Origin of the sequence: Janthinobacterium sp. B9-8, assembly GCF_000969645.2 — a bacterium.
Taxonomy (GTDB): Bacteria; Pseudomonadota; Gammaproteobacteria; order Burkholderiales; family Chitinibacteraceae; genus Iodobacter.
Window position 1 is genome coordinate 1,404,439 of record NZ_CP014222.1, and the last position, 23,902, is coordinate 1,428,340.

A 23,902-nucleotide genomic window follows, 5' to 3' on the forward strand; every position below is an offset into this window, starting at 1 on the left:
ATAAGACTCGTAAGCCTTGTTACTGATTCACGCTGCAAAGCGAATACCCACAGAATATACCCAGCAGCCCAAGGACCCTTGATTAATATCAAATTGCGTTTGATTGACTCATATTACTTCGCATAATGTATATTATGTCAAGTTGATGCTTACTATTTCCCCGATCTCCCCATCTCTAAAATCCCCGTAAAATCAAGCTTTTTTCGTAATAAAACTACGTACTCGTAACGGTTTGTAAATTCTAAAAATAGTTGATTTTATGCTCAAAAAACGTCTGCAAAAAGATACAAACTTCAAACTTCATATTGAACAAGCACGCATCAAAAGCCGCGCCTTGCAGCTTTCCTTCTCTCCGCCCACCGTCACAGACGCTGATCTTGTCTATTATTCTACCTTCATAATGGGCTTTGAGTGCTTCAATCAGACAGACCGCGCCAGCCGCTTCCTACAAGCCAGATACTACCGTAACGAGCTAAATCAATACGTCGCTAAGGGCCAATGGCCCAAACCAAGACAGCGCCTTGATTTGCTGCCTTGGTTTGCTTTGGCCTTCCCAGATTTTCCTTTGCCGGTCTCTGTGCCTAAAATCAGAGTGCCCCAGCTGCTCGCACTAGACACCAGTTATGAAGAGCGCGTTTTATTCGCTAATTCGCTGGAACTCATCCGCAAAACCCTTAGAAAAGCCGAACTCAAACGCCTACGCCTGCTGAAAAAGAAAAAAGCGGCCAAAGCCGCTTCAAATCCTGATCCAGAGCCAGACGCCTAAAGATTCCACGTAGGCGGCCCGTTCGTTTCCTTAATCCAACCCGTTCGACCTGGAGGCGCATTTTGCGCCGTTTTTGGTGCCAGATTTGGCCCCTTCATCCCCTTGACCTTTTCATAAATCATCATCGCCGCTACGCCCGCAATGGCCGCAAGTACTACGCCCTTGACGTCGTTCTTGCTCATCATTGCGCGGCTGCTTTTCGTTCAGGAAGAAAGACGCCCAGCAAAGCGGCCACCACAGGCCCAGCGACCCCCACAGATGACATTAAGGCTGGATCAACATGCGCCAGCGCACCCAAAGCGGCCACGCCTGCCCATGTTGACGGCTCCTTCAGTCTTTCAAATAGATATTTAAGCTTTTTCAATGTATTCCCCTTTTTTGTGACTTTAGAAAATGTCATACCAATGTTTAATGGGCGCTTTGCCCTTGTTTTGCCGGTAATCCTTAACCGCATTACCCGCCGCGTAGGCCTTGCCAGCAGCCCACAACCCCACAACCGGCATACCGTCCAAATCTTGAATCAAGTCATAAGGCATGTAGGACATGCAGAGCTTTTCCTCCTCTGCGCCCACCGGAATCACGCCGGTTAATGCCTTTACATTCATCAAAAATTGCACTTTGTAGCTGTCGATAATTTCTTTTTTCTTTGCCGTATCGAGCTGCTTAATCTTCTCGGGCAGCTTCGCCACTACATCAACCGCCCCGCCCACCGCGTCACTAATCTTGCGGCCTGCTAAATAAAGCAACAACGCCGCGCCGCCAGCTATCCAGAGCATTTGCTTATCCGTTAATATCGCCATGTATGCCCTTAACCCGCCTTTTTAGGTGCTGTAATGAAAATTATCTTATTTTTGTCCCTAGTCACTTTTAATGCATTGGCTTTTTCATCCTCTTTTGAGTCCTACGGAGCAAGAGAGGATTACGGCCCTGATGTTGCCGAGTGCCGTAAAATCAGCTTTACAATTGATCGCGATGAATGCCTGTTCAAAATCATCAATGAAAAACAAAAAAACCAGCCCATCACAAAAAGTAAAGCCGACTTCTCTTACTGCCAAAAGCTGGGCATGTCCTATCAAAAAAGAGAAAAAATCGTGTCTAGCTCAAGCATCGGCACGGGCATTGCCTTGTGCATACTTGATAAAACGGGCACTAGTCGAGACTAATATCAGCCATTACCTCAAGGGCATAAACTCTTTGTTCTTTTTGTGGCATTTTTTCCGGCACAAAACGGCCGCCATTTGCGGCCAAATGCTTATTAAGCGTCCCCGGCCCACAATTGTATGCAGCCACGGCCTTCGTCCAATCCCCATATTTTCTATACAGATAGGCCAGATATACGGCTGCAGCGTCCCCCGCCTGTTTCCAATTGTATGGATCAACCTTTGTGCCTAATTGCCGAGATAATTCAACTACGGTAATCGGGTTGATTTGGAACATGCCAGCGGCCTTGCTGCCGGTGTTGTATGCAGTTTCTTTGAATCGGCTCTCTTGGTACGCAATTCGAGAAAGTAAGTAATTCGGCAAGCCCCTGTTTCTTCCGATTTGCTCTAACTCCGTCACGTATTGATTACCGCGTCCTGAAGTAACTGATTTTTTAAAGTCCGAATTAATCAAATCAAATGCATCCTCTAAATATTCACCAGCATCACTGAGGCTGGCTTTCATAAACCCAAAAACATCCGGCAAGAAAAAGCCGCCCTCTTTCTGCGTCTCCCCTGCCTTCTGCGCTTTAGCCATCAACAGCCACAAGCCGCCCAGCCCAAGCGCGATGACTACAATGGCTTTTTTATTCATTCGGGCACTACCCGCAATTCCCACGCCGAGCCAGTCCAGCAAGGCCACTTATCGCCTATCGGGGCTTGTGGTTCTATAAATGTGGCGTTAGCCGGTAGCAGATAAACCCCGTCTTCAAGGGGGGATCGCTGTGCTAAGGTTGCGCCCAAATGTTCGCCCGTCAGTGGGTCGAATGAGTGTGCGGCTTTAAAGGCGGTCTGCTTTGCCATTGGTTTTTCTCGCTTTTTAGTAATAGATGCAGGGCAGTAAGGCGACGTTGCGGGGGCGAGTTTCTGTGCCGCCGACTATTCCCATCGAAGCCGACGAGTTAGAGGGGGACGTTGCAACATCACGACCCAATGGGAACTGCAACGTTCCCGCTGCGCCCTGTGCTGCGACCATATTTCCTGAAACTTGATTTCCATCAGTAAGCACAATTGGGTGCTTGTGAGATTGAATATCACCACCCTGCCCAGACCCCACTACCCGACCGGAATCAATGCCGCGCCCCTGATCGGCAAAACGCGGGAATTCACCGCGTAAATCGGGTAGTGCAAACGTGGTGTTGCCATCGCCTGCGCCGTACAAAATACCGATTGCCGCAAAAAGATTTGCGTAGGCTGTGCGGCTGATTAACGCGCCATTGCAAAGCAAAGCGCCTGCCGGTGGAGTTGCACCGGCATGTGTAAAGACTTCTCCCGCCATTTTTCGCCGTCCGTATGTATTGACCACGCCCACAGTCGATTTGTAGATACGACGTGTCAGGCGGCCCATTAGTAGAGAATTTCCTGAATTTTTAGCGGGGCATTTGCTGCGTCAGCAATGGCAACCCATGCCGCGCCCGCCGCTGTTTCTTCCACCCATAATTCACCCGGAGCCAATTTAATGGCGGCGTCTGTCAGGCTTAGGCCTGCGCCACCGATCCAGATGTTTGCCGTGCTGGCATTAAATAAGCGAAGCGAAGCGCGATTGATGTTCTGGCCAATCACGACGCTTTCAGCCACGCCCACCAGCAACATGGGTTTATTGAGCACAGATAGCGCGGGTGTCAGTCGGGAATCGACTTTCCCAGAGATACGGTCGTAACCGCCGCTGGAGTCGTTAGACATGGCGATTTCAACGCGACCCGCCGCATCGGTAATGATGTCAACGCGGTCGAATTGCTCATCATCGACTTTTAGCCAATAGCCGCCGAGCACGTCTTTTGCTTCACTGACTGCGCGGTTTTGCCGGAAAAATTGAATCGTTACCGGCCCGCCGCTGGTATCCAGCAGGCGAAAGTAGCGGCCTAAATAATTGATATTCCAAGTGCCAGCCGCTTGAAATACTTGTGACATTGTTTGCATGATTAGCCCTTTTTAAATGCCATTAATGCAAATACGCCGATTACGGCAATAGCAATCGGTTTCATATCGCCAAGCGATTTACCGTCTTGTGCATCTTTGGCATTTTTCCAAGCATCAGATACTTGGCTTCCTGCTTTGGCCGCGATTTCAGCCACCGAATTGCTTGTATATTTCGCCAATTCTTGCGCGTTTTTTACCAAGTCATCGGTGATATGCTGATTTTTACCGATTGCCTCAAATGCGCTATTGGTAATGCGCACACCGTAATCTAATGAATCACGGTTAATTTCAGCAGATTTAACGGCCAATATATTTAAGCCATTTGCACCGGCATTAATACTGTCTTTCGCAACACTTAACGCGCCGGATATAGCGCCTAAATCCGTCGAAGTAACATGATTCGTTGTATTGTTGGTAGATCGGTTGCTGGTATCTACGCTGGTATTTTGTGTGAAGCTGGACGTACTTCTATTGGATAAATCTAAATTAGTCGTGCTGTGATTTGAATAATCAAGCTGCTTTTGATCCCACGTTTGGTTATACGTATTTGTTGTATTTTTGACTTCATTATTTGTATCGCTATTGCCGCCCATTACTTTTCCTTTCTCAAAACGATTTCAGCATCGACAAAGCCCATGCCGCGCCAAATTCTGGCTAATGCCGGATTAGTCACATGAGTGCGGATTGAATCAAACGGCTCGCATAAAACAATTAATTCCCGCATAGCTTCGCGCAATTCGGCAAGGGTTAGCTTGCCACCGCATGCAACAATTACGGCTTCTTCTAACCCGTCGTCGAATTTTTCAACGCGCAATAAAACACACCCCGCAATTTCCCCATTTTCGCGGGCATACTCAAACAGCACCGCGTTGCCGGATTCAACCGCATTGCAATAGCTGTTTGAGTTTCCACGCGCACTACGCTGGAGCTGGCATAAATGCCAATTGTTTGGCTGTTTTACACGTCGTAATTTCATTTCTTTTTTAGTTTCTTAAGCAGCAGCACTAAAAGCAATAATCCACCGGCCAAAAGCAAATATTGCTGGGTGTTCCCCGCTGGCCCACTATTTACGCCCTGACTCATACTTGGCACCGAGTCTTGACTGGATCGTTGTGACTGATCTTTTTTAAGTGATGTGTATTGCGTACCTCCGCCCAAATTAACAATAAAATCCCCTGTTGCCAGACTGTTGTTGCCGCCGTAGCGGTAACTTTGATCTGCCATTGAGGAAAGCGCCGACTGGCGCATACTGTTGATGGATAAGGGCGCGCCCATTACTTCACCAGCAGAAAGACAATCACCACACCGACCGCCGCCATCATCAGCAGCCCCGTGTTACCACTTACCGCTGGTAACAAGGTTTGCTGATTTGTGGGTTGACCTGGCACATATGGTTGTCCCGTTCCCGGATCAACCATATAGGGCCGATTTGCTGTGCCGAACTCGCGCCCGATATAGCCTTTAGCCGCACTACCGACAATATCCTGAATAAAGCCCGTCCAATCACTGCCCGCACCAGCGGGCACTTCTGAATCTGACATATTGCGCCGCCTTATAGGTTGCCGAGCAGGTCGATATACTCAACATAAACGGTAATGGTTTCCGGCCCGCTAAACGTCGGGTTTACTTCAAACGACACGCAATCCGAAGTGCTCAGCATATCGGTTTGATTGTTGTCCACGATTGGATCGAAAATATAATAGCCAGCTTGCGGCGTCTTTTTATTTTCCTTTTGCCAAAATTCGTTTACTTCTTTGACCGATTCATGAATAACCGTGCCATTTTTTTTGATTTCAAGACCGTTTGCGGTATTGGATTTAATATAAATCCGCTTGATGATCGAACCGCCTTGATTTCCGTATGGCAAAGCAAGCGGCCATTTGCCCGCAGCCGCAATATTGAAATTGTATTTCAACATTTTATTGCAGACGGTTAATTGGCGCGGGCCACTGATAATTGACCAGCAAGTCAATTGTGGAGCAACGGCTGTTCCCGCAATATCCACTTCCACAACGGCCTGAGATACGCCATTTACCGTACCAAGCGCACCAATAGATTGGCCTACCTGATCGCGCGCAAATAGTTCTGTGAAATCAATTGTAATGAATTTTGAATCTGTCGCTAAACCGGAATAGGCATTGATTGATTCAAGATCAGCCGCATTGCATTGGTGAATGACCTTGCCATTTACACGCATACGAATATCCGTGATATGGGTTTTATTAAACGTTGTGCCGCCCATTTGCAGCATTAAGCGTTCATACGTCATGCCATTAGGCAAAGTCAGTGTTGCCGTGCTACCGGCAATCACATTAAAAAATGGTAATTCTTTTCGCTGCATTGTCATTATGCAAAGCCCTTTTTGTGTTTGGGTTATTTGCCGATTACAGCGTCTTTTAACGCGCCAACGCGATACACCACGGCCATTACACCGATGACCAGCAAAACGCTTTTAACTGTTGAATTCATTTTTATCAGCCCCTTGGGGTTAATTGATTAAAGAGACTTAATAATCTGATATTTTTTTAGAAAAGAAAATAGACGGACTTTTACCCTTTAAGGCGTCCTATATGCATCAAATACCCATCAAATACGCCCCCTATTTATTTTTAAATAGACGAAAAAAACGCCACATTTGTGGCGTTTTTTGCACGGTCAGATGTTATTTAATGGGTAAAACTCCCGCGCCCCATTGCATCAGTGATTAGCGAAAGGCGAGCTTGCCGCGTGTTATTTCGCGTAAGCGGGTGTTTTTTTCGATAAAGTGAAAGTCAGGCATATCCAGAATTTCTTGCGCTGGAACACCTAAAATGCCGGCCATCTTTTTGGCGTGGATCGGCTCATTTAACCGGCCGCACCGAATCAGCGTGGCGTTACCGAAAAACTTTTTATCAATATCGGCGGGCGTCTGGCTCAGGCCATAAATGGTTAAGCCTTGGGTGCGGCCTTGGGTGGTGCATTTTTTCCAACCGGCGACGGCAAAGGTCGGGCTTGTGACTTCGGCCAGTTCTTCCGCAACCAGCGTGAGCCGCCCGAGGTGGAACGCGGCCATGCAGAATAAGTCGAAAAGCTTCGCCATTTGCTTGCTGTTGCCATAAGGAACCAACGCCAATCTAAAAGATTCATTAGCTCGCGCCAACTTAACCATTTCTTCCAGCGAGTGCACGGCCTTGGCGTGCCCTTCTTCTGCAAATTCCCCTTTCGTATCCCACACCAATACGCGTGTGGGTTTGTGCTCGCGTAGCTGTTCCATGACATAGCTGGTTTTCCCTGAGCCGGACGCCCCTAAGACGGCCTGAATGTTGGCCTCATTCATGCGCCCAATGGTGGGCATGTTTGATGCCTGTTTGACGGGTGTTTTACGCGCTGGCTTGTTCATTCGCCGCCGCTGCTTTTTCTGCTGCTTCTTTGGCCGCTTTAGCCACGGCGCGGTCATGCTTTACGCCCTTAATGGTTTCTTGTGCAATGGGGTACACCACGACCGCAAAACCGATTTCTGCAGCCCATTTGTCCAAAATGCCGCCGCTGGTAATGTTGTACTTAGCCAAAAGCGGGCCAGCGGCTACCGCGATACGCTCAATTCGGTCATCGGTATAGATTGAATTAAGGCTTGGATAGAAACCGCCCAAGGCTTCACGCGCTACGTTTAAAAGTAATTTCGCCTCGTTTGCGTAGGTGTCATCCAGATGCACAACATCAGGCACACCACCAGCCCCCGACATTCCGCCGATTTCAGAATCTAGCGCACCGGCCTGTTGCTCAATATGGGCCAGCGCGTCATAGCCGCCGCTATATGCCGTTTCAATAGTTTGTTGTTCTGACATGGGTTTTCCTAATTAAAGAGTGAAAAAGCGGATTTTTTTTCTTGTACCGGTGCAACAACCGGTGCCAGTGTTGGAGCTGGTGCGGAATCGCTTGAAACTGGCGTCATTTTGGCTCGTATATGACTGTCAGCAGTCTGTCCAAATGCTTGTAGCTTATTGTCGCAGTAGTTACATGTTGCGATAGCAAAGCCATTGGCCTGCTGTTTGACAGGAATCACCTCGCCGCAGCAGGTGCAAGCCATGCGGCCGATTTTTTGCATAGGTTTAGCCATGGGTGAGAATCCCCATACGGCGTTCAAGCACTTCGAGACGCTCTTTCATGGCAAGTATTTCTGCCCCTCTTAATTCGTCCCTTTCCAATAGCTCCAAAATTGCTTGGTTATGGATCAAAATTTGATTGTGAGTAGCTAATGCAAAATCAATTGCACAATCTTTTGCTGCCATCATTCCTGCAGATTTGAGTTTCTTAAGTGTTCTTGCTAATTCATCCATGATTCAATCTCCGGTTAATTTCGAAACGATTTTTTTCCTTTAGCAGCCCGTTTTTAATGCCGGGCTTGCCGCTTTTGTCGCGGTTTTTCGCGTCTTGGGACTCTGACCACTTGGGGCCGTGTTCCCATTGATGGGGTTTTATCTGCTGAAGCTCTTTTTTGAATAAAAAGGCCTGCTGTTTCATCCAGCTTTCAATCGCTTGTACCTGGCATTTGGTAATTTCACGAACAGGCTCGTTTTCTAATTTAGGTATAGTTATTGCCACGGGTCCAAGGCTGCGCGCTCCGCTTGCCAAACCAAGGGCAAAATCAGAAGCCAAAGCTTCACGCTTTGCGCCCCAATTTACAGACCATGAATCGCGCACCTGCTTAAATTCTCCGGTTGCCGGATCTACTACTTCTTTGACTTCTCGCGTCAAAACCTGCGCACCAGTGCGAGTATTTTTAAGACCGATCAAGTCCTTGACCTCTTCACCGTAGCAATTGGCGCGCACCAGATTGACCGGCTCTAACTTGTCTTGGCGCACCGCACGGATAAACGCGGCATAGTCACCAACATCCGCAGCTAGAAAGGCCGCTTGATTGACTTTGCCGACGGCGATCAATTGCGCCGCCTCTTCACGTATGCCGGTTAATTTTGCGAACACATCAGCGCGGCCCGCTTTTCTTGCATCACATGCAGCCAGCGCCAAGGGGGCGGCATGGCCCGCAAGAATGGCCCGCGCTGGCCCGTCAGTGTCAGCGTGGTCGATCAGCGCTTCTACGGCCTTCTTTTGGCGATGAAACCGGCGCAATTCACGGTATTGGCCGATCTTCTCAGCGCCGAACAGTTGAAACTGACGAATACCCCACATTGACGCCCAAACTACGGCCCTAACCGCGCCCTCTTCTGCGCCGGTTTGGGCTTCCCAATCGCCGCCCTCTATGGCTGCGCCGTCTGATTTTTTACCATCAATATTTTTTGAGATATAAGCCGCTGCATAGGCCACCGCATCGCCGCGCTTTGGGTCGATTGGCTTGATATCTACACGGCGTTTTTTTGCGCCCTCTTCGTTCCGATCTTCGCGCATGGCTTCACGCCGAATAATGGCAAGCGTCTTTTTTACGTGCTCAGGCGCTATGAAAATAATCATGTGCCAGTGCGGCGTCCCGTCGTGGTGTGGCTCTGTTGCACGAAACCCGAATAAGGCCGGTAAGTATTTTTTGCTTAAGTAATTGCGCATCTTCTGGAAAATGCCGCCTAGGTATTGCGCGGTTTCCTTGGGGCTAGCCCCGTTCCATTTGTCGTTCTCAACAGCAAAGCCACGGCTAACTGTCATGCGGTGGTATTTGCTGGGCGCGGTAATCGCAATGGCAAAGCCAAGCATGTTTTGCTCAGCGGCCACCGCCTGAACTCCCTTTACTCGCGTAAAGAATTCACCGCGTTTAATGGTGGGATTGGATACGCTGGATGCGATCACCTGCGCTAAGTCGATTTCTTGCCCGCCACCGCTGCTAATGGTTGCGGCTTCAATGGCTTTTTGTGCGCGTTTACGGCGGCGCATCATGCGGCGTAGGCTTAATTCTGAGATATAAGGCGATATGCGAAGGCCGACGTTACCGGCCCGCAGCATTTCAAGCTCGCAATGGCGAATGCTCATTACCTGAAGCTGCCGACGCCACCACTTAGCCACCGGCAAGCGGCTTACCAGCTTAGCGGCTTCTTCTTTATCTTCAATATCAAAGCCCGCAAGGATGGCCGCTTCATTTAGCGCCACCTCTGGCCCCTGATTCTGTATTAGTCGGGCAAAGTCCTTTGCCAGTGTTTCGGCCTTGTGCGCAATCTCGTCATCTGAGTGCGGCAAGGCGGCGGCAAAGTGAGCACGAATTACAGAAAGGGGGAAGTCAGTCATGCGGCGCGGGACTTCACAAAACCAGCGGCGCGGGCGTGCCAGCTTTTCGCGTAAGCGTCTTCTAGGTTCTTAATCATCATGCCCATTTCCATGCGCATACGATCAAAGCCTGCAAAATCTACTGATAAGTGCTGACTGCCTGCGAATTCCTGACGTGCAATAATCGCCTTGTCTAGCCTTTCTAGATCTTCTTTAATCCGTAGAAGCGCATGCTCTTGTGAATCGCTTAACGCATCAACAGCAGAAAGCCCCGGCTTTTGCGCTGGTTTGAATGGTTTTTGTGTTTTCTTGATTGGGGTTTGTGTCGGGAAATGTGCGACCTTTGACAGCAATTCTGCCCTTGCAACTTGCCCTTCTGGAATATCGCGCAAATCCATCTAAATAAGCCTCGCCTGATGGTTACAATTAGTTGTCATATCATCAGTGAGTAGTCGGAACGCTTTCGCTATGCTTGCTATGTTTGATGCGTCACTTACGCGTCACTGATGCCCCTATATTAGCCAGCCTATGCCCGATGTGAAGACATCGCCCGTATGTTGGAAAAATCATTTTTTTATGCCAAAACTACAGAACATCCATCTTGGAAGCCCCGAAATGATAGATACCGCATTCTTACTTTCAGCAATAAAATCAAAGCATTGCGCCCCATCCGACTATCGCGTTGCAAAGATGCTCGATCTAAGCACGACTACAGTTTCCGGATACCGCTGTAAAGGCGAAACGCCCAGCGATATCACGCTATCAAAAATATCTGAGCTGCTTAAAGTGCCCCCGCACATTCTTTACGCTGCAATTCAGCACGAACGAGCGCGCGACCCATCGGCAAAGCGAGTGTGGGCAGAAACTTACCGGCTAATTGGTGGGGATGAGCTAGAAAAAAGACTTACAAAAGAATGCTTTAGCGAAGAGATAGAAAAAGCAGGGGCGTAAAAAAAGCCTACTCCTCTTAGTCTTGAGGGGTAAGCTTTCATGGGGTGTTTCAATTATTCCGTAAGCATATTGTATATTATGTCAAGTTACCTTAAGTTTACGCGCCGCAGAAAACGACCAACACGTAACATCCAGCAAACCAAAAACGCCAGCTTCCGAAACTGGCGTTTTTTTATGTGATTTCGATATGCGAATGTATCCCCGCGCCGGCTTTTACCCCAAACCGGCCACAGAAGCGCTTTTAAGCGCCCTCCTTGCACTTCCTGCCTCCGACATGTGCGACGCGCTCGGAATATCGCTAGAAACACACCTAGGCTATTTAACCGGCCAAATCCCCACACCTAAAATCGTTTTTCTGTTCGCTCAAGTCATCGCCGGTCAAGAGCTGGGCAAAGGCTGGGGTAAATTCTCAGGAATGCGTATCGAAGGCGACTGGCTCGTATTACCCGGATACGACAAAAAGGAAGGGATTCGGTACGAAGAACTTAAAAACCTCTGGCACACACGTCAAACCCTCGCACTAGCAAGCGGCTACACCCGAACCATTGAAAAACTCATGCTTGAGCGTGACTTCTACAAGCGCCAATGCCGCAAAGAAGCCCGCTTCGGCATGATGCTTAACCAGATCATTCCTTAACAGCGCCCTGCTGCTTGCTTCAGGCGCTAAAGGCGGGTTCTCGTGGGGTAATTCGTTGCTTCTTATTTCGAGCAGCTTAATAGCCTCAGGCGGGGCCGCCTTCAGCACGACGCATTGCACGCCGTGGCGACAGTTTTACAGCTAGATTTGATGTGGCGTTAATCCTTAATTCGTGACAGTCACGACAAGACCACTAAGAACCGATGCAATCGATTTTTTGCATTTTCTTTACAACCCAATTGTATTCATCCTGCAAGCTTTGGGTGGATCTGTGCCGCTGTTGGGACAAGATGCCGCGCTTTCGTAAAATTAACTGCGGGCATTCGTCAACATCCCATTGGTGAGATGAAACCACAGTGGATCGGGCTGCTTCTGCACTGCGCCGTTCTTGCTGGTTACGTTCAAGTTCGCGCTCAATGGCCTCTCGTGCCCTTGCCTCTTTAACGTAGCCAGACAAATCCGCACTACCAATGAGTGCATCTTTGTCGGTTATTTTCTTGGCCGTTTTTAAACCTGAATCCTCGCAAGGCATGTTTTGGTAGGTGTATTTTGGCCGTTTGCCGTCAAAACACTTAAACATTTCCGCTGAAGAATATGTGGAAGCAAAAGCAAACATCATGAGCAGGTATTTCATTGATGCAAGGACTCAAGCGCCAAGCTTGGCGACTTCGAAACAATTTGCAGCAATGCTGCTGCTGGGCCGGTCGGGTTACGCCGGTGCTGTTCCCAATTTTGAAGCGTCTTTACGCTTACACGCATCAGCCCCGCAAACTCGCCCTGAGACAATCCTGTCTGTGCTCTGATCGCTCGCACATCGGGCGGCAAAACCTCAAAACGACGTGCTGTTTGGTTCTCCCCGGATGCAATGCTTTTTGCTTCTTTAAGACTCTGCACCAAGTCCTCGAAAAGTGACGGTTCCATGTTAAAGCTCCTTTACTAAATCGTGCAAAATCGCGGTCTCAGCGTCAGTTAGCGTGTCTTTTTTAGACTTGGGGTAAATGAGTAACATGTAAATCTGATGGTCCTCCCTAACCCAGTAATAAATCGCCCTGACTCCACCACTTTTACCGCGGCCTGTGACGGCATAACGGATTTTACGAATACCTCCCCCGCCCTTAATAACATCGCCACGCGCGGGGTTTTCTACCAATTCATTTTGTAAGCCTCTGTATTCATCGTCTGTTAAAAGTGCTTTCAGCAAGCGGGTAAATGTTGGGGTTTCGATAAATTCCATGAGTAAAATACTATACGCCATTGGCGGACAAAACAAGGGGAAAATGTAGGGGTTTAGCGCGATAGTCAGGCTTGCTTACTGTGGGGCCAGCGATCTGAGTTCCAAAAATCAATAAAGTGCTTTTGCCTATCTGGCGGACTAGTGCAAGCCGAAAGCAATAAGGCCAGAAATATAAAATAAGCTTTAAATTTCATTGTTTGTATTCCGGCCACTTTCACCCCCCTGATTGCCACTTGGCAAGTAAGAAAGAAAAACGCCATTCTTAACAATGCTCTCGCACATACTTTGCGGGACATCTAAAGGCGTCGCCTGATTCGTGTAGCACTTACACCCCTTTGACGCGGTTTGCATACACACTTGAGGCGCAGGAACAGAAACAGGCTCAGTTAATTTATCGTAAACCGGTGCGGTATACGCCAGAGTGGGAATTCGCGGCTTTTGTTGTTCAATCCATTGCTCGCGCGTTAATTCGCCCTTAGAGCCCCCTGTAAAGCTTGACGTATTTAACGAAAAATGCGACGCCGGTGAAGACGCCGAAATATTAGGATCTGCTTTACTCTTTCCGACAATCATATTGTATGAATAATAAAAGCAGGAAATAACAAGAGCCAATAAAACAGGAATTAATAAAATCTTAGCGGGAATATTCCTTTTAACGGTATGTAATTCCGCACTTTTATAATAATCGTAAACCTCTTTCGGATAAGACCAAACGTGTTTAATAGAATCTTTGCGCGATTTATCGCAATTCTCACGAACGCCCTGAAACTCATGAATAGTCGCTCTTTTAAGACCACATGGGCGCATAACATGGAAATGCTTACCAACCAAACGCCTGACGTTGCCATCGACCAACATCGGATGCTGAGTAATTAAAAAAATATCATGCCCCTTGTGTCGATGGGTTTCCAGCTCGGAAACATGCTTAGGGACTGCTGAACCACTCGAACGAGTTCTAAACACGCGCTGACACTCATCAATCACAATGATCGCGCCTTTAGGGCACTCCGGCCACTTCTCGGGCTCGATTTCAACCCACGGTAATTTTAAATCGTTGATGCCCGAATAAAAAACCTCTCGATTGTCTTTTTCAGACAGTAATTTCACATCTTGCAAAGTACGCAAGGTTTTACCGGCACCTGGCATGCCTGTAATGAGCGTAATCATTTAGTCACCCACTTCCTGAGAACGCCACCGGTCAAACCTTTAATCACCAAGTTAACAGTAATAGCGGAAAGCAAAATAGAAATACAAACATCAATTTTTAATAAACCCATGATTTGTAAAATCTGTACCGGCACATCTTTGATGTTCTGAATAATATCCAGTTTAATGTTTTCTAATAACTTATGAATGCCGCCATAAGAAACAACACCCACACCAAAAGCAATTAAAGCCCGACCAAAAAATGACGCGGCCGCAGAAACCAAGCCCCCAATTAATGCAGCAATCCATGGTGCAGCAAACATAAAAAACCCCTATGCTAATGACGAAGAAACAATTTTAACCGCGGCTAATAAAGTAAATGCGACTGCTATATTGCCCATCGCCTCTAAAAACTTATTTAACTTTGAAATCGGGATTGGAACGGTTTGGCCCATTAAAACCACATTAAAATCAGACAACCCCCCTGAGCCTAAAAACCGAGTCTGTTTAATTGAGTCCTCTAAATCCATAGGGTTTTTAGAAAAACCAAGCTCAGCTCTTATCGAACTTGTACCCGAAGCATCCATGGCCGCAACACCGGACTTATAGAGAGCCGAGTCAAGCATTTCTTTACGGTCTTTTTCCTCTAAACACTTCTCATGCCATGCCAACCTTGCTATCTCGCACGTAGCAGGATCAGCATTCACGCATTTAAACGCTTCGCACGAAGCGGCTAAGCTCATAGGCCCACTGGCAGAGGCAGATGACGCAGAAGTACTGCTGGCGGGCAGACGTGTACCTGTACCGGTTCCTGTGCCGGTCCCTGAGGGGCCGGAAGGGTTTGGTTTTGGATCTTTGGGATCAGTTGGCTTATCGTCCGGCTTAGGGTCCCATTTATCGCAATTGCCAATGCAAGCATCTGGCGCAGGGAGATCACCGGGTTTAATTGGCGGAGGTACACTAGTGCTTAAACAGCGTTTAACCTCACCTGTGCCGTCACCCCAAGAAATCGTTCCAAAAGACGTACCTTCAGGACAATCTTGAGGGCCGTTCGGCTCCTTTGGCTTGGGCGCATCAGGCGGAAATGGTGATCCATTAGGCTTGGGTCCATTTTCTTTTACCGTACATTGTTCACCTGTAAACTTCATCTGCATTCGCATAAATGCATTACCAGCTGTATCTCCAACAACATTACCACCAATTGAATTTTTAATAGGCGGGCCATTTGCTACAGTTTCACAACCATCAATACACGTAGGAAAACCAGATTTTGAAAATGAATTAAAAGAACCGGAATCAAACAAAACAGCCGCCCCTCCACCAGACGGCATTTTAACGCCAGGGATAGGGATATTATATATGCCTGCACTTTGATTTTTTTTATCATCGCATAAAGAGGCTTTAATGCGAGTAAATCCGCGATTAATTCGAATACCGGTTGTAGACGTTTTAGCCCATATAGAAACAACACATCCAGCACCAATTGGAATGCCGGGGCATGTATTGCTTGATACGTCATGACCAACGCTGTAACCAACCGAAGTAGCATAAGAAATAGTAAACCCTAAAGGATCACTAGTAGTTTTACCAGTCTCATTATCTATATACAAAACTGCAGAATTAGCTAATCCGCAGAGAAAATAAGCCACAATGCCAATAAACAAACGACTATATAAAGTAATCCTTCCATTCATATCAACCCCTAATCATTTCGTATGAGCGCCCGTGCGCCGCAAGCGTCGCCCAGTCGCTCATCCAAAATTTAGGCGAAAAAAGAGCGGCAAAAAGCCGCCCATTGCTACAGGAAAAATTAAATAAGCGCGTTTTTTGCCCACTTATACACTTTAATACCAACATAAATAGAAAGTGCAGCTGTACCAATCAGGGCGATTGCTTTCTGAGCCTCACCCATTTCAGCAAGAACAGCAGAAACATCAACAGCTGCAAATGCAGGAGCAGCAATTAAAGTACCAGCAACAACTACAGCAACACGATAACCGCGCTTTAAAAATTTAGTCATTTGAATCTCCATCTTGGTTGATAGTCTTAATTAAGACACGAAAAAAATAGGCAGTTGCCCACAATAACGCAATGGCCGCTAAGACCGGCTTTGCATCCTCAATAGTCCAATCCATTACTGAACCAGACGTAATAACATATTGGCAGTTAGTCGCCACATTTGAAGCGATTTGCAATAGGCCATCAGGGCGAATTGAAACGCATTGTTGAATCATTTAATTAGCCATTCACTAATTTAAGCGTTTGCACATCATTAGCCGCGTATTGCGTCATACGGGCTTGATGATCCCAATACCAGCTCGGAGCCTCTGCCATAGGCTGTATGTCGATGACTTTAATCACCGTCGTAAATTTCTGCGTATTTTCTAATGGCTCAGAAATATCAATACCATAGTCACGTAATACCTTTGCATATCTATAAAACGTTCTAGTCGTTAAATGAGAACGCACATCCTCGCCACGCAAGTAAGCCAATGCGGCCATCTTGGGGCCTGAACCAATGTCTAGCGTATCAAAATCAATTCGGGTGATGTCTTCACGAACACGCCCCAAAATTGGGTTTACGTGCTCATCAAATAACGCATTTAATTTGGGCATGGTGATATCTCCAATAAATCGAAGTGATGAATCGCGCAATAACAAACGCCCTGCTTCCAGCTCGAAACGAATTACACCGTTTTTCAAACAAAATTGGTAAACGGGATCGTTTAAAACCTCTTCACGGGTGCGTCCATGCGCCTTTGCGTGGTCCAACATTTCGTTGGCTTTGATATAGCATTTCAAATAAACGCGACCGCCCTTCTTACCCCAAGCAATCGTTGATTCACCTGAACGGGAACGCTTTACGTGTGATTTTGATTGTGTGGCCAGCCAATCAATGGCGGCTTGTGCATTACCGGCCGAACCGGTGATGTAGTTTTTTGTTAAGTGCAGCATCGAAACCGTTGCGCCAGTCCACTCTTCCATTAAACCGTGCTTAAAATCGTACTCAGACGGGCGCATGTTTTCGTGATAGTCACCCGAATGGAACTTAGGCAGCCCGTATTCACTCAAAAATTCGTTAGCCTTGGCTAAGGTTTCGTCAAAGCTAAGGTTAAAAAGGTTGTCAGGGCGATCAAACCGGCCAACATTGCCAGAAAATTCGACGCGACTACCATCACAACGCAACATCAGACCGGATGAAAAAGAGCCTTCGTGGTGAACTCTCGAATGCGAAACCCACTCTTCATCATCATCGATCTGCATTGTGTCCAGGTCGCGGCCATACTTCACGACAAAACCGGAATCAACATATGGCAGCGAAAGATCACTTTTAGGGGGTAAGTTCTCATTGCCAAGCAATACCGAAAACGGGCCAACAAATTCCACATTCTTGGAAAAATCAGACTGCGACAGTGTGATCCAATCTACAAAAACACCTGACATTTTCCCACCTCAAAAACAGCCTAAAAATTGCAATGCAGTCTCAAATTGAGACAAAAGACGGGGGGGTCTTACGCGGTTAAAACGAGCGGTCAAAATTGGGGTTTTGTGCCAACTTGGCACAAAAGACGGGTATTACTAGAGACCCGTCTCCAAAACCGAACCCCCAGACCTACCCCGCCGAGGCGGTTTTTTGAGAAATTCCGACCACAACCGGAACCAAGCGACCGGCGAACTGAGTCATGTCCGTGACGAGCTCCAAAGTGGCCGGAAATTTGATACCTGCGAACTGGGCAACGCACTCGGCAGTCGCGCCGATTTGGACGATTTCAAAACCGTGACCAGTTTTCGAAAATGCATCGTTCGAAACGGTCTCAACCGGAACGAGCGTGTTGATGTTGCACATGTCGTAGGGCTTGCCCGTTTTCTTAGCGATGCCCTTCATACGTGAAATACCGGCGACGATTGCTTGCATGGTTTATTTCCTGTTGGTTTTGGTCGAAAGTGGTAAAGATGAATTCGGGGTTTTGTGGAATACCCAGTAAAATGGAATTCAGCTAATCGTTTGTTCTCAGCTGAGAACAGACAGAACGAATTGTTGTTCTCAGCGAAGAACATTGTCAACAGGAAAAATGATGAAGCTTGTAATCGACTACGCGGATGACGCGAAAGAAAAGCTAGGAATGACGACAGATTCAGACCTAAGCAAACACCTAGGCGGCAGTCGTGGCTTGGTTACACAGTGGAGAACAGAGGGGAAAGTGCCGGACGACTACTACTGCATTCGCATTGGACAAATACTTGGAATTGATCCGCTAATTGTGATCAGCGCCGCAAACTTTCAGCGCGAAAAATCGACTGAGCGAAAGGCGTTTTGGGAAAATTTCAATTCGGGCCGTACTGGAAAAATACTAGGAACGGCCCTGATAGCGGGGATGTTAGCGACGCCCTCCCCTGAAGGGGTGAAGGCTGAAACGAGTTTGTCTTACTCGGGACTGACTACAATAGTGTATATTATGTAAAGCTAATACTTAAAAACGCATGAACCTTACAAGTGCTTTTTGCTTTGCATTACATGGTTTAGGGCAAGAAGACTCAAGGTTTTGAACAAAAAAACGCCTGAATTGACGTGTTTCTTTAGTCAATTCAGGCGTTTAATTTTTTCTGTATTTTTAGCGTAAAGTTTCCAGCTCATCAGAAATCTCTAGCCATAGTGCTTCGAGTGGATCTAATTTGCTTTTTAGCTCGGTTTCTTTTGCACGGGCTGTTTTTAATTCTGCAGCTCTGGCAGGTAAATACAAGCTTTCTTCGGCCAGTAAAGTCGCCACTTTTTGCATTTCCGCAGTAAAGCCTGCCATGTCTTTTTCGACTTTAGCGAGCTTCTTTTCTACCGGTTTACGCAGTACAGCATTACGTTGGCGTGCGTCGGCCTCTAGTTTTTTCTGTGCTTTGCGATCAACCGCGCTGCTTGAATTACGCAGGGCGCTGTTTTCTTCGCTACGCTTTTGCTGGCTGTATTTGGTGTATTCATCCAAATCACCATCAAATGGGCGAACTGTGCCGTCTTCGATCAGCCAGAAATCATCTACCGTGGCGCGCAGCAAGTGCCTATCGTGCGAGACCACAATAATGGCCCCTTCAAAATCTTGCAGCGCCATCGTCAGCGCTTGGCGCATTTCGATGTCTAAGTGATTGGTTGGCTCGTCCAGCAACAATAGGTTTGGCTTTTGCCAAATCAACAGTGCTAAGGCCAAGCGTGCTTTTTCGCCGCCGGAGAATGGCTCAATCTTGCTGGTGGCCATCGTGCCGTTAAAATCAAAGCCGCCCAAGAAGTTACGGTGCTCTTGCTCGCGCGTTTGCGGATCAATTTTTTGCATGTGCCAGAGAGGGGATTCATCTAGGCGCAAATGCTCGAGTTGATGCTGGGCAAAGTAACCAATCTTCAGGCCCTTGCCTTCTTCGCGCTCACCCAGTAACAGTGGGTTTTCGCCGGCCAAAGCCTTGATAAAGGTCGACTTACCTGCGCCATTCACACCGAGCAAACCAAGACGCGCTTCGTTTTCTAAGCTCAACGTCAGGTTCTTTAAGATGGGGCGATTAATGTCGTAACCGGCTTGACCGTTTTCCAGCTTAACCAAAGGATTAGGACTGTTGTCTGGCTCGCGGAAGCTAAAGGTAAATGGTGAATCAACGTGCGCTGCAGAAATGCGCTCCATTTTCTCCAGTGCTTTCACACGGCTTTGTGCCTGACGCGCCTTGCTTGCTTTGGCTTTAAAACGGGTAATAAATGATTCTAAGTGGTTAATGGTGCGCTGTTGTTTATCAAAAGCCAGTTGTTGCAGCGACAAGCGCTCGGCGCGCTGGTTTTCAAAGTCTTCATAAGTACCGGTGTAAAGCGTCAACGTGCCGCCTTCCACATGCAAGATTTGCTTGATGGTGTTGTCAAGGAAATCGCGATCGTGCGAAATCACCAGCAACATGCCTTGGTAAGTTTTGAGCCATTGCTCAAGCCAAACCACGGTTTCTAGATCCAAGTGATTGGTTGGCTCATCCAGCAACAGCAAATCTGAACGACACATCAAAGCCTGTGCCAAATTCAGACGCATACGCCAGCCGCCAGAAAAACTGGAAACAGGGTGAGCAAGCTCTTCAGTAGAAAAGCCTAGGCCCGCTAGCAATTTAGACCCGCGTGATGCTGCGGTGTAGCCATCAATTGCATCAAATTCGCCGAGCAGCTCACCGTGGCGAATGCCATCATCGTGAGAAACGTTTTCTAATTCGTGCTCCAGGCGGCGTAATTCGCGATCGCCGTCGAGCACATAATCGAGTGCCGAGCACTCTAGCGCAGGGGTTTCCTGCGCCACATGACTAATGGTAATGCGTGGCGGCATTTCAATATCGCCACCATCCGGGTGTAATTCGCCGCGCATCAGCGCAAAGAAGCTGGATTTACCTGCGCCATTGGCCCCTACTACGCCGGTTTTGCTGCCGGGTTGCAGGGTAAGGTCCGCAGAATTAAGCAGCACCTTGGTGCCGCGTCTTAGTGTGAGGGATTTAAGTCGTATCATGGGGCAGGATTCTAACAGACTGACTCAGTTTCTTCTGCTGAGTTTGCTAGGTACAAGCCCCCTATTCACCCACAAAGGTAGATAGGGGGATTTTTTACGCGCTTAATCAGGAGAGGGGTCAAGGGCATTGCAATGTACGGACGGCTATCTTCCTGACTTCTGCATTGAATTGAGCAAGGGGCGACACCTCAGTTTGCAATAGGCGCTGCATATAGGGCTGGCACCTATCGGCTTCGACTTGCTTGATGGCGGTTAGTAATTGCGGGCTTAATGCATCTAAAACCGGCCGCACATCCCTGGCAAGATCTGGTGCAGGTGAGAATGGCGCTTGATTTTGCTGCTGCCATTCTTGATGAAGCTGCTGCTGTATAAGCTTGCCCGCATCAAATTGAGCTTGAAAAAAATCGGCGGCAAAACGCGGGTTAAGCCCAATCGCAAGGGCCTGTTTTTGCACTTCTTCTAATATGAATTGCTCACGTACCGGATCATTAATAGCGCCGCCAGAATTCCATTTGCTGCGGGCCACCAAGGGCGCAACCTCTAGGCGCTGCGCGATTAAGCGGAATAAATGGTGTACTTGCTGCTCTTTTGCCTGCGTTGCTACTGCCGGAGAATGCGTGCAGGCCACTACGAGGGTGCTTGCCCATAGGCAGATGAATAATTTTATAAGCGTCTGGCGCATAAGCCTTCCTAGTCTGATCAGGGGAGCCCGCTGGATTGCCCATTTTGCAATGCAGCGGGCGGTGATGTAAGTCGGCTTATTGGCCTGTTACACCGATATAAATATGCACTTCATTAGGCCCGATATACGATTCAAAATCAGTTTGGTAGCTGCGTTTGATTTGTGGGTTTTGCTCAAAATAAGCCCATACATTACCCCATGCCTGAATCACCGCAGCTGGCATCGCACCACGCGCTTCAAACACTAGGTAATCCCCTGCTTGAATATTGATCGTGCTGAAATCTGTGCTACTTTCACTAACTGACACACCAGCGGTTAGATCATAAAGGCCATTTGCATCACTCTCATAGCCAGCATAGACACCATAAACAGGCGAATTGGCCAGCCGATTAGGGATTTTATCAATCAAACCTTCAGTAAAAAACTGCCCCCACACTCGGGCGATTCTGGCTGTTGTCGGGTTGAATTCATCGCTATTTTTTGTTCTGACTGCAAGGCCAGCTACCGTAAAAGCACTGACTAGCTCGTGTTTAGGATTCATTTTTTTCTTTATGTGAGTTAAAAGGAAAATACAGCCTGATTTGCTGCCCTGCTTCCATTATTAACAGGGGGTATTTCGCTATCGATGCCTATTGCCTCGGTGATGATTTGCCTATCATGCTCGCTGATGGCAAATAAGCCAAAACGAAATGGCGCGCCCCAGTTGCGTATGCCTTTGGAAAAATCCAATTGCTCCAATAAAGGCTGAATCAGCGCTTGCTGGGAAGGCCACCAATCTACATTTTTACGGTAAGGAATAAAGCCGCCACCCATATCAAAAGGGTAAGGCTCCCCTGCCCTTACTACTCCGATGGCGGTAAATGCTTGTAGCTTATCTTTACCCCCCATCACGGTTGTGGGCGAGTAATACACCACCACATCCCCGCCCTGAATTCGTTTGAGTGGCCCGGCTTTGCCATGACAAACCTGCATAAAGCCACCTGCTTGCCCTCGCGCCACGTGCTCGGCACAGACTACAGCGATCCAACTTTTCATACTTACCTCGCTACCGGGCATCAAGTTCCACTGGAATTGTCTATTCGGCGTTTAGTGCATACACCCGCAAGCGGTGTTGGTCAGGATCGAGCGCCACAAAGGTATAGCCAAAATCCATCTCGGTGAGTTCTTGCTCAATAGAGACCCCCAATAAGCGCCAGCTAGCATATAGCGTTTGCACAGCGGTATGATCGGCTACGGTAAGCGCTAATTCCCCTCCTCCCCCTGTTGCTGCGGCACGGGGCTCAACCGTGTGTTTGGACCAAAAACCCAGCTTCAAGCCAGATTCAAGCTTAAATAATGCAAAAGTAGCAGACAGCTCCACAGGTGGGTGGCCGATTAGCTTTTCATAAAAGGCGGCGCTTGCTGCGGGGCGATCAACGTAAAGCAGGATCAGATTGGGATCAAACATGATGGCTCTCCTTGAGTTTTTTCTATGACTTGAGATCCAGTATCTTGCTCTATGCGAGTGTCAGTTTCTGTCAGCAGTCAATCTACGCGGGGCCGGCTTTAAATCGCACCCTAGCGGCTTCGGGCAGGAATTCCCTCGGCTTCGCGCCATGCTTTGAGCAAAGCCTGGCGTCGTTTTGGGTAGCGCACATCAATACAAGCCACCGATTGAATTCTATCCACCCGAAAGTGGCGAAACGCCTGCCGTGATTCGCACCATGCCACGACCACGCGTATCTGATCAAAAAAAGCCAGCGCGCAAGGCCAGATTACACGGCTGGATGCTTGCTCTCTGGCATCCAGATAGCGTAAATCCAGCTTTATTTCCTGGCGAATGGCGGCTCTGATCAAGCGCAGTGTTTCATCTGCAACACTAGGATGTGGGCTTGGCCCGATCAGTAATGCGGCGCTATCGAGCTCTAAACGCAGCTCTGCGGGCAAAACGGCGGCGATTTTACTCAGGGCATGATTCGCCGCAGCGCCTAAGCTAGAGTCGGCACGATCAGCCACCCACTTGGCACCTAGTGCAAGCGCTTCGATTTCTTCAACCGTAAACATCAGGGGCGGCAGTGTAAAACCCGGCCTTAAGACAAAGCCTAGCCCCGCTTCCCCTTCGATTTGCGCCCCCTGCGCTTGTAAGCTGGCAATATCCCGATACAGGGTGCGCAGGCTAACACCCAGCTCAGAGGCCAGTACGGCACCGCTTACTGGGTAGTGATAAAGCCGTAATTTTTGTATCAGATCTAATAAGCGTTCGGCTCTGGACACGTTTGAAACCTTTCTGGTATGTCAGTGACTAAATAAAAGTCCAGCCATGAAGCTTACAATAAAATAGATGCTGCCCTGCTCTTTTTGTAGTAAACAGCGCCGATTGCCTGCTCTTATCTCGCCATCTGTGCATCAAAGTAGCGATATAATTTTTTTGGCCTATTCTTGATTGGATTTAAGCACAAGGATAAGAGTAGTTTAAAACAATCGTTTATTTCTTAGAAATAAAAACGGTCATCAAGCCGCTATAGCATGGTTATTTGTAAGGCGCATTTTTGCTAGACAAAAAGCCAAGTAATAGGTGATTTTACTTATGAAACATGACTTGCTTTATATTTAATCCATCAAATACAAAATGCGTGGGCAGATTAACTATTCTGGAAGTTTACAATTTACCCTGTTGTTAAAAATAACATGTA

General features: G+C 47.8%; 39 protein-coding genes. 5 read left to right on the plus strand and 34 right to left on the minus strand.

What is annotated here, in order from left to right:
* Positions 1 to 259: 259 nt before the first annotated feature.
* Positions 260 to 766: a hypothetical protein gene (locus VN23_RS06260; RefSeq protein ID WP_046352043.1), complete on the plus strand. Its 507-nt coding sequence runs from the start codon at positions 260 to 262 to the stop codon at positions 764 to 766.
* Here the strand turns inward: VN23_RS06260 and VN23_RS06265 are convergent.
* Genes VN23_RS06265 through VN23_RS06275 form a run of 3 tightly spaced genes read right to left on the minus strand, consistent with a single transcriptional unit; the run spans position 763 to position 1,542 of the window.
* A complete protein-coding gene (locus VN23_RS06265) occupies positions 763 to 951 on the minus strand; it encodes a hypothetical protein (RefSeq protein ID WP_046352042.1) in 189 nt (62 codons plus the stop codon). The genes VN23_RS06260 and VN23_RS06265 overlap by 4 nt on opposite strands.
* Positions 948 to 1,130 carry a hypothetical protein gene (locus tag VN23_RS06270; protein ID WP_046352041.1) on the minus strand — a complete coding sequence of 61 codons (183 nt, stop codon included), beginning with the start codon at positions 1,128 to 1,130 and terminating at the stop codon, positions 948 to 950. Before VN23_RS06270 ends, VN23_RS06265 begins: the two co-directional genes overlap by 4 nt.
* Before the next feature lie 22 nt (positions 1,131 to 1,152).
* On the minus strand, positions 1,153 to 1,542 hold the full coding sequence (locus VN23_RS06275; protein ID WP_156455128.1) for a hypothetical protein: 390 nt from the start codon (positions 1,540 to 1,542) through the stop codon (positions 1,153 to 1,155).
* A 57-nt stretch (positions 1,543 to 1,599) separates the two neighbouring features.
* On the opposite strand from VN23_RS06275, the gene VN23_RS06280 reads away from it, so the two are divergent.
* Complete coding sequence (locus tag VN23_RS06280) at positions 1,600 to 1,929, plus strand: hypothetical protein (RefSeq protein WP_046352039.1); 330 nt, start codon at positions 1,600 to 1,602, stop codon at positions 1,927 to 1,929.
* Here VN23_RS06280 and VN23_RS06285 read toward each other — a convergent pair.
* From VN23_RS06285 to VN23_RS06355, 15 genes are all read right to left on the minus strand, one after another.
* Positions 1,916 to 2,560, minus strand: coding sequence for a lytic transglycosylase domain-containing protein (locus VN23_RS06285; protein ID WP_052746597.1), 645 nt, complete (start codon positions 2,558 to 2,560; stop codon positions 1,916 to 1,918). The two genes, VN23_RS06280 and VN23_RS06285, sit on opposite strands and share 14 nt — an antisense overlap.
* The gene (locus VN23_RS06290; protein ID WP_046352051.1) at positions 2,557 to 2,769 is read right to left on the minus strand and encodes a hypothetical protein; all 213 of its coding nucleotides are present in this window, start codon (positions 2,767 to 2,769) and stop codon (positions 2,557 to 2,559) included. The genes VN23_RS06285 and VN23_RS06290 overlap by 4 nt, the downstream gene beginning before the upstream one ends.
* A 16-nt stretch (positions 2,770 to 2,785) precedes the next feature.
* Positions 2,786 to 3,313: a phage tail protein gene (locus VN23_RS06295; protein ID WP_052746596.1), complete on the minus strand. Its 528-nt coding sequence runs from the start codon at positions 3,311 to 3,313 to the stop codon at positions 2,786 to 2,788.
* Positions 3,313 to 3,885 carry a hypothetical protein gene (locus tag VN23_RS06300; protein WP_046352038.1) on the minus strand — a complete coding sequence of 191 codons (573 nt, stop codon included), beginning with the start codon at positions 3,883 to 3,885 and terminating at the stop codon, positions 3,313 to 3,315. Before VN23_RS06300 ends, VN23_RS06295 begins: the two co-directional genes overlap by 1 nt.
* 2 nt (positions 3,886 to 3,887) lie before the next feature.
* A complete protein-coding gene (locus VN23_RS06305) occupies positions 3,888 to 4,478 on the minus strand; it encodes a hypothetical protein (protein ID WP_046352037.1) in 591 nt (196 codons plus the stop codon).
* Entirely contained in the window at positions 4,478 to 4,861 is a 384-nt protein-coding gene (locus VN23_RS06310; RefSeq protein ID WP_046352036.1) for a hypothetical protein, read from the minus strand. Before VN23_RS06310 ends, VN23_RS06305 begins: the two co-directional genes overlap by 1 nt.
* Positions 4,858 to 5,133 carry a hypothetical protein gene (locus VN23_RS06315; protein WP_197433038.1) on the minus strand — a complete coding sequence of 92 codons (276 nt, stop codon included), beginning with the start codon at positions 5,131 to 5,133 and terminating at the stop codon, positions 4,858 to 4,860. The genes VN23_RS06310 and VN23_RS06315 overlap by 4 nt, the downstream gene beginning before the upstream one ends.
* Positions 5,134 to 5,159: 26 nt before the next feature.
* Positions 5,160 to 5,426 (minus strand): hypothetical protein, encoded by a 267-nt coding sequence (locus tag VN23_RS06320; RefSeq protein ID WP_046352034.1) that lies wholly within the window; start codon positions 5,424 to 5,426, stop codon positions 5,160 to 5,162.
* 11 nt (positions 5,427 to 5,437) lie between these two features.
* The gene (locus tag VN23_RS06325; RefSeq protein ID WP_052746595.1) at positions 5,438 to 6,232 is read right to left on the minus strand and encodes a major capsid protein P2; all 795 of its coding nucleotides are present in this window, start codon (positions 6,230 to 6,232) and stop codon (positions 5,438 to 5,440) included.
* Between the two features lie 357 nt (positions 6,233 to 6,589).
* Positions 6,590 to 7,321 carry a hypothetical protein gene (locus tag VN23_RS06330; RefSeq protein WP_197433039.1) on the minus strand — a complete coding sequence of 244 codons (732 nt, stop codon included), beginning with the start codon at positions 7,319 to 7,321 and terminating at the stop codon, positions 6,590 to 6,592.
* Positions 7,245 to 7,709, minus strand: coding sequence for a hypothetical protein (locus VN23_RS06335; protein ID WP_046352033.1), 465 nt, complete (start codon positions 7,707 to 7,709; stop codon positions 7,245 to 7,247). The genes VN23_RS06330 and VN23_RS06335 overlap by 77 nt, the downstream gene beginning before the upstream one ends.
* 8 nt (positions 7,710 to 7,717) lie before the next feature.
* Positions 7,718 to 7,969, minus strand: a complete 252-nt coding sequence (locus VN23_RS06340; protein ID WP_156455130.1) for a hypothetical protein — start codon at positions 7,967 to 7,969, stop codon at positions 7,718 to 7,720.
* A 4-nt stretch (positions 7,970 to 7,973) separates the two neighbouring features.
* Entirely contained in the window at positions 7,974 to 8,201 is a 228-nt protein-coding gene (locus VN23_RS06345) for a hypothetical protein (protein WP_046352031.1), read from the minus strand.
* Positions 8,194 to 10,092, minus strand: a complete 1,899-nt coding sequence (locus VN23_RS06350; protein ID WP_046352030.1) for a replication endonuclease — start codon at positions 10,090 to 10,092, stop codon at positions 8,194 to 8,196. Before VN23_RS06350 ends, VN23_RS06345 begins: the two co-directional genes overlap by 8 nt.
* Positions 10,089 to 10,469, minus strand: coding sequence for a hypothetical protein (locus VN23_RS06355; RefSeq protein WP_046352029.1), 381 nt, complete (start codon positions 10,467 to 10,469; stop codon positions 10,089 to 10,091). The genes VN23_RS06350 and VN23_RS06355 overlap by 4 nt, the downstream gene beginning before the upstream one ends.
* 130 nt (positions 10,470 to 10,599) lie before the next feature.
* Here VN23_RS06355 and VN23_RS06360 point away from each other — a divergent pair, with 130 nt between their 5' ends.
* Together VN23_RS06360 and VN23_RS06365 are read left to right on the plus strand one after the other, a co-directional pair.
* Entirely contained in the window at positions 10,600 to 11,022 is a 423-nt protein-coding gene (locus VN23_RS06360; protein WP_156455131.1) for a helix-turn-helix domain-containing protein, read from the plus strand.
* 193 nt (positions 11,023 to 11,215) lie between these two features.
* Complete coding sequence (locus VN23_RS06365) at positions 11,216 to 11,659, plus strand: hypothetical protein (protein ID WP_046352027.1); 444 nt, start codon at positions 11,216 to 11,218, stop codon at positions 11,657 to 11,659.
* A gap of 193 nt (positions 11,660 to 11,852) precedes the next feature.
* Here the strand turns inward: VN23_RS06365 and VN23_RS06370 are convergent, their stop codons facing one another.
* The 10 genes from VN23_RS06370 to VN23_RS06415 form a co-directional block, all read right to left on the minus strand.
* Complete coding sequence (locus VN23_RS06370; protein WP_046352026.1) at positions 11,853 to 12,293, minus strand: hypothetical protein; 441 nt, start codon at positions 12,291 to 12,293, stop codon at positions 11,853 to 11,855.
* Positions 12,290 to 12,580, minus strand: coding sequence for a NadS family protein (gene nadS, locus VN23_RS06375; protein ID WP_046352025.1), 291 nt, complete (start codon positions 12,578 to 12,580; stop codon positions 12,290 to 12,292). The genes VN23_RS06370 and nadS overlap by 4 nt, the downstream gene beginning before the upstream one ends.
* A gap of 1 nt (position 12,581) precedes the next feature.
* Positions 12,582 to 12,893 carry a type II toxin-antitoxin system RelE/ParE family toxin gene (locus VN23_RS06380; protein WP_046352024.1) on the minus strand — a complete coding sequence of 104 codons (312 nt, stop codon included), beginning with the start codon at positions 12,891 to 12,893 and terminating at the stop codon, positions 12,582 to 12,584.
* 183 nt (positions 12,894 to 13,076) lie between these two features.
* Complete coding sequence (locus tag VN23_RS06385) at positions 13,077 to 14,060, minus strand: zonular occludens toxin domain-containing protein (RefSeq protein ID WP_052746593.1); 984 nt, start codon at positions 14,058 to 14,060, stop codon at positions 13,077 to 13,079.
* Positions 14,057 to 14,362 (minus strand): DUF2523 domain-containing protein, encoded by a 306-nt coding sequence (locus VN23_RS06390; RefSeq protein WP_046352023.1) that lies wholly within the window; start codon positions 14,360 to 14,362, stop codon positions 14,057 to 14,059. Before VN23_RS06390 ends, VN23_RS06385 begins: the two co-directional genes overlap by 4 nt.
* A gap of 9 nt (positions 14,363 to 14,371) precedes the next feature.
* Positions 14,372 to 15,733 carry a hypothetical protein gene (locus VN23_RS06395; RefSeq protein ID WP_046352022.1) on the minus strand — a complete coding sequence of 454 codons (1,362 nt, stop codon included), beginning with the start codon at positions 15,731 to 15,733 and terminating at the stop codon, positions 14,372 to 14,374.
* Positions 15,734 to 15,849: 116 nt separating this feature from the next.
* The gene (locus VN23_RS06400; RefSeq protein ID WP_052746592.1) at positions 15,850 to 16,059 is read right to left on the minus strand and encodes a major capsid protein; all 210 of its coding nucleotides are present in this window, start codon (positions 16,057 to 16,059) and stop codon (positions 15,850 to 15,852) included.
* Positions 16,052 to 16,273 (minus strand): hypothetical protein, encoded by a 222-nt coding sequence (locus tag VN23_RS06405; RefSeq protein ID WP_046352020.1) that lies wholly within the window; start codon positions 16,271 to 16,273, stop codon positions 16,052 to 16,054. The genes VN23_RS06400 and VN23_RS06405 overlap by 8 nt, the downstream gene beginning before the upstream one ends.
* A gap of 4 nt (positions 16,274 to 16,277) precedes the next feature.
* Entirely contained in the window at positions 16,278 to 17,483 is a 1,206-nt protein-coding gene (locus VN23_RS06410) for a phage/plasmid replication domain-containing protein (RefSeq protein WP_046352019.1), read from the minus strand.
* Between the two features lie 169 nt (positions 17,484 to 17,652).
* A complete protein-coding gene (locus VN23_RS06415; protein WP_046352018.1) occupies positions 17,653 to 17,955 on the minus strand; it encodes a hypothetical protein in 303 nt (100 codons plus the stop codon).
* A 157-nt stretch (positions 17,956 to 18,112) separates the two neighbouring features.
* Here VN23_RS06415 and VN23_RS06420 point away from each other — a divergent pair, with 157 nt between their 5' ends.
* Positions 18,113 to 18,502 (plus strand): hypothetical protein, encoded by a 390-nt coding sequence (locus VN23_RS06420; protein WP_156455132.1) that lies wholly within the window; start codon positions 18,113 to 18,115, stop codon positions 18,500 to 18,502.
* A 150-nt stretch (positions 18,503 to 18,652) separates the two neighbouring features.
* Here VN23_RS06420 and VN23_RS06425 read toward each other — a convergent pair whose 3' ends face one another.
* From VN23_RS06425 to VN23_RS06450, 6 genes are all read right to left on the minus strand, one after another.
* Positions 18,653 to 20,548, minus strand: coding sequence for an ATP-binding cassette domain-containing protein (locus VN23_RS06425; RefSeq protein ID WP_046352016.1), 1,896 nt, complete (start codon positions 20,546 to 20,548; stop codon positions 18,653 to 18,655).
* 118 nt (positions 20,549 to 20,666) lie between these two features.
* Positions 20,667 to 21,230, minus strand: coding sequence for a gamma subclass chorismate mutase AroQ (aroQ, locus tag VN23_RS06430; RefSeq protein ID WP_046352015.1), 564 nt, complete (start codon positions 21,228 to 21,230; stop codon positions 20,667 to 20,669).
* A gap of 76 nt (positions 21,231 to 21,306) precedes the next feature.
* On the minus strand, positions 21,307 to 21,771 hold the full coding sequence (locus VN23_RS06435) for a GyrI-like domain-containing protein (RefSeq protein ID WP_046352014.1): 465 nt from the start codon (positions 21,769 to 21,771) through the stop codon (positions 21,307 to 21,309).
* Between the two features lie 17 nt (positions 21,772 to 21,788).
* Positions 21,789 to 22,265 (minus strand): EVE domain-containing protein, encoded by a 477-nt coding sequence (locus VN23_RS06440; RefSeq protein WP_046352013.1) that lies wholly within the window; start codon positions 22,263 to 22,265, stop codon positions 21,789 to 21,791.
* Positions 22,266 to 22,305: 40 nt separating this feature from the next.
* Positions 22,306 to 22,677: a VOC family protein gene (locus tag VN23_RS06445; RefSeq protein WP_046352012.1), complete on the minus strand. Its 372-nt coding sequence runs from the start codon at positions 22,675 to 22,677 to the stop codon at positions 22,306 to 22,308.
* 110 nt (positions 22,678 to 22,787) lie between these two features.
* Positions 22,788 to 23,483 carry a helix-turn-helix transcriptional regulator gene (locus tag VN23_RS06450; RefSeq protein WP_046352011.1) on the minus strand — a complete coding sequence of 232 codons (696 nt, stop codon included), beginning with the start codon at positions 23,481 to 23,483 and terminating at the stop codon, positions 22,788 to 22,790.
* Between the last annotated feature and the right edge of the window lie 419 nt (positions 23,484 to 23,902).

Coding starts and splice junctions, on each gene's coding strand:
- VN23_RS06290 (WP_046352051.1), bottom strand. CDS start 2,769: ATGGCAAAGCAGACCGCCTTTAAAGCCGCACACTCATTCGACCCACTG.
- VN23_RS06445 (WP_046352012.1), bottom strand. CDS start 22,677: ATGTTTGATCCCAATCTGATCCTGCTTTACGTTGATCGCCCCGCAGCA.
- VN23_RS06405 (WP_046352020.1), bottom strand. CDS start 16,273: ATGATTCAACAATGCGTTTCAATTCGCCCTGATGGCCTATTGCAAATC.
- VN23_RS06340 (WP_156455130.1), bottom strand. CDS start 7,969: ATGCAAAAAATCGGCCGCATGGCTTGCACCTGCTGCGGCGAGGTGATT.
- nadS (WP_046352025.1), bottom strand. CDS start 12,580: ATGGAACCGTCACTTTTCGAGGACTTGGTGCAGAGTCTTAAAGAAGCA.
- VN23_RS06330 (WP_197433039.1), bottom strand. CDS start 7,321: ATGACCGCGCCGTGGCTAAAGCGGCCAAAGAAGCAGCAGAAAAAGCAG.
- VN23_RS06295 (WP_052746596.1), bottom strand. CDS start 3,313: ATGGGCCGCCTGACACGTCGTATCTACAAATCGACTGTGGGCGTGGTC.
- VN23_RS06315 (WP_197433038.1), bottom strand. CDS start 5,133: ATGCGCCAGTCGGCGCTTTCCTCAATGGCAGATCAAAGTTACCGCTAC.
- VN23_RS06325 (WP_052746595.1), bottom strand. CDS start 6,232: ATGACAATGCAGCGAAAAGAATTACCATTTTTTAATGTGATTGCCGGT.
- VN23_RS06310 (WP_046352036.1), bottom strand. CDS start 4,861: ATGAAATTACGACGTGTAAAACAGCCAAACAATTGGCATTTATGCCAG.
- VN23_RS06410 (WP_046352019.1), bottom strand. CDS start 17,483: ATGTCAGGTGTTTTTGTAGATTGGATCACACTGTCGCAGTCTGATTTT.
- VN23_RS06390 (WP_046352023.1), bottom strand. CDS start 14,362: ATGTTTGCTGCACCATGGATTGCTGCATTAATTGGGGGCTTGGTTTCT.
- VN23_RS06345 (WP_046352031.1), bottom strand. CDS start 8,201: ATGGATGAATTAGCAAGAACACTTAAGAAACTCAAATCTGCAGGAATG.
- VN23_RS06440 (WP_046352013.1), bottom strand. CDS start 22,265: ATGAAAAGTTGGATCGCTGTAGTCTGTGCCGAGCACGTGGCGCGAGGG.
- VN23_RS06260 (WP_046352043.1), top strand. CDS start 260: ATGCTCAAAAAACGTCTGCAAAAAGATACAAACTTCAAACTTCATATT.
- VN23_RS06400 (WP_052746592.1), bottom strand. CDS start 16,059: ATGACTAAATTTTTAAAGCGCGGTTATCGTGTTGCTGTAGTTGTTGCT.
- VN23_RS06350 (WP_046352030.1), bottom strand. CDS start 10,092: ATGACTGACTTCCCCCTTTCTGTAATTCGTGCTCACTTTGCCGCCGCC.
- VN23_RS06365 (WP_046352027.1), top strand. CDS start 11,216: ATGTATCCCCGCGCCGGCTTTTACCCCAAACCGGCCACAGAAGCGCTT.
- VN23_RS06265 (WP_046352042.1), bottom strand. CDS start 951: ATGATGAGCAAGAACGACGTCAAGGGCGTAGTACTTGCGGCCATTGCG.
- VN23_RS06380 (WP_046352024.1), bottom strand. CDS start 12,893: ATGGAATTTATCGAAACCCCAACATTTACCCGCTTGCTGAAAGCACTT.
- VN23_RS06360 (WP_156455131.1), top strand. CDS start 10,600: ATGCCCGATGTGAAGACATCGCCCGTATGTTGGAAAAATCATTTTTTT.
- VN23_RS06305 (WP_046352037.1), bottom strand. CDS start 4,478: ATGGGCGGCAATAGCGATACAAATAATGAAGTCAAAAATACAACAAAT.
- VN23_RS06355 (WP_046352029.1), bottom strand. CDS start 10,469: ATGGATTTGCGCGATATTCCAGAAGGGCAAGTTGCAAGGGCAGAATTG.
- VN23_RS06395 (WP_046352022.1), bottom strand. CDS start 15,733: ATGAATGGAAGGATTACTTTATATAGTCGTTTGTTTATTGGCATTGTG.
- VN23_RS06320 (WP_046352034.1), bottom strand. CDS start 5,426: ATGTCAGATTCAGAAGTGCCCGCTGGTGCGGGCAGTGATTGGACGGGC.
- VN23_RS06385 (WP_052746593.1), bottom strand. CDS start 14,060: ATGATTACGCTCATTACAGGCATGCCAGGTGCCGGTAAAACCTTGCGT.
- VN23_RS06280 (WP_046352039.1), top strand. CDS start 1,600: ATGAAAATTATCTTATTTTTGTCCCTAGTCACTTTTAATGCATTGGCT.
- VN23_RS06425 (WP_046352016.1), bottom strand. CDS start 20,548: ATGATACGACTTAAATCCCTCACACTAAGACGCGGCACCAAGGTGCTG.
- aroQ (WP_046352015.1), bottom strand. CDS start 21,230: ATGCGCCAGACGCTTATAAAATTATTCATCTGCCTATGGGCAAGCACC.
- VN23_RS06415 (WP_046352018.1), bottom strand. CDS start 17,955: ATGCAAGCAATCGTCGCCGGTATTTCACGTATGAAGGGCATCGCTAAG.
- VN23_RS06335 (WP_046352033.1), bottom strand. CDS start 7,709: ATGTCAGAACAACAAACTATTGAAACGGCATATAGCGGCGGCTATGAC.
- VN23_RS06435 (WP_046352014.1), bottom strand. CDS start 21,771: ATGAATCCTAAACACGAGCTAGTCAGTGCTTTTACGGTAGCTGGCCTT.
- VN23_RS06420 (WP_156455132.1), top strand. CDS start 18,113: ATGATGAAGCTTGTAATCGACTACGCGGATGACGCGAAAGAAAAGCTA.
- VN23_RS06370 (WP_046352026.1), bottom strand. CDS start 12,293: ATGAAATACCTGCTCATGATGTTTGCTTTTGCTTCCACATATTCTTCA.
- VN23_RS06285 (WP_052746597.1), bottom strand. CDS start 2,560: ATGAATAAAAAAGCCATTGTAGTCATCGCGCTTGGGCTGGGCGGCTTG.
- VN23_RS06275 (WP_156455128.1), bottom strand. CDS start 1,542: ATGCTCTGGATAGCTGGCGGCGCGGCGTTGTTGCTTTATTTAGCAGGC.
- VN23_RS06300 (WP_046352038.1), bottom strand. CDS start 3,885: ATGCAAACAATGTCACAAGTATTTCAAGCGGCTGGCACTTGGAATATC.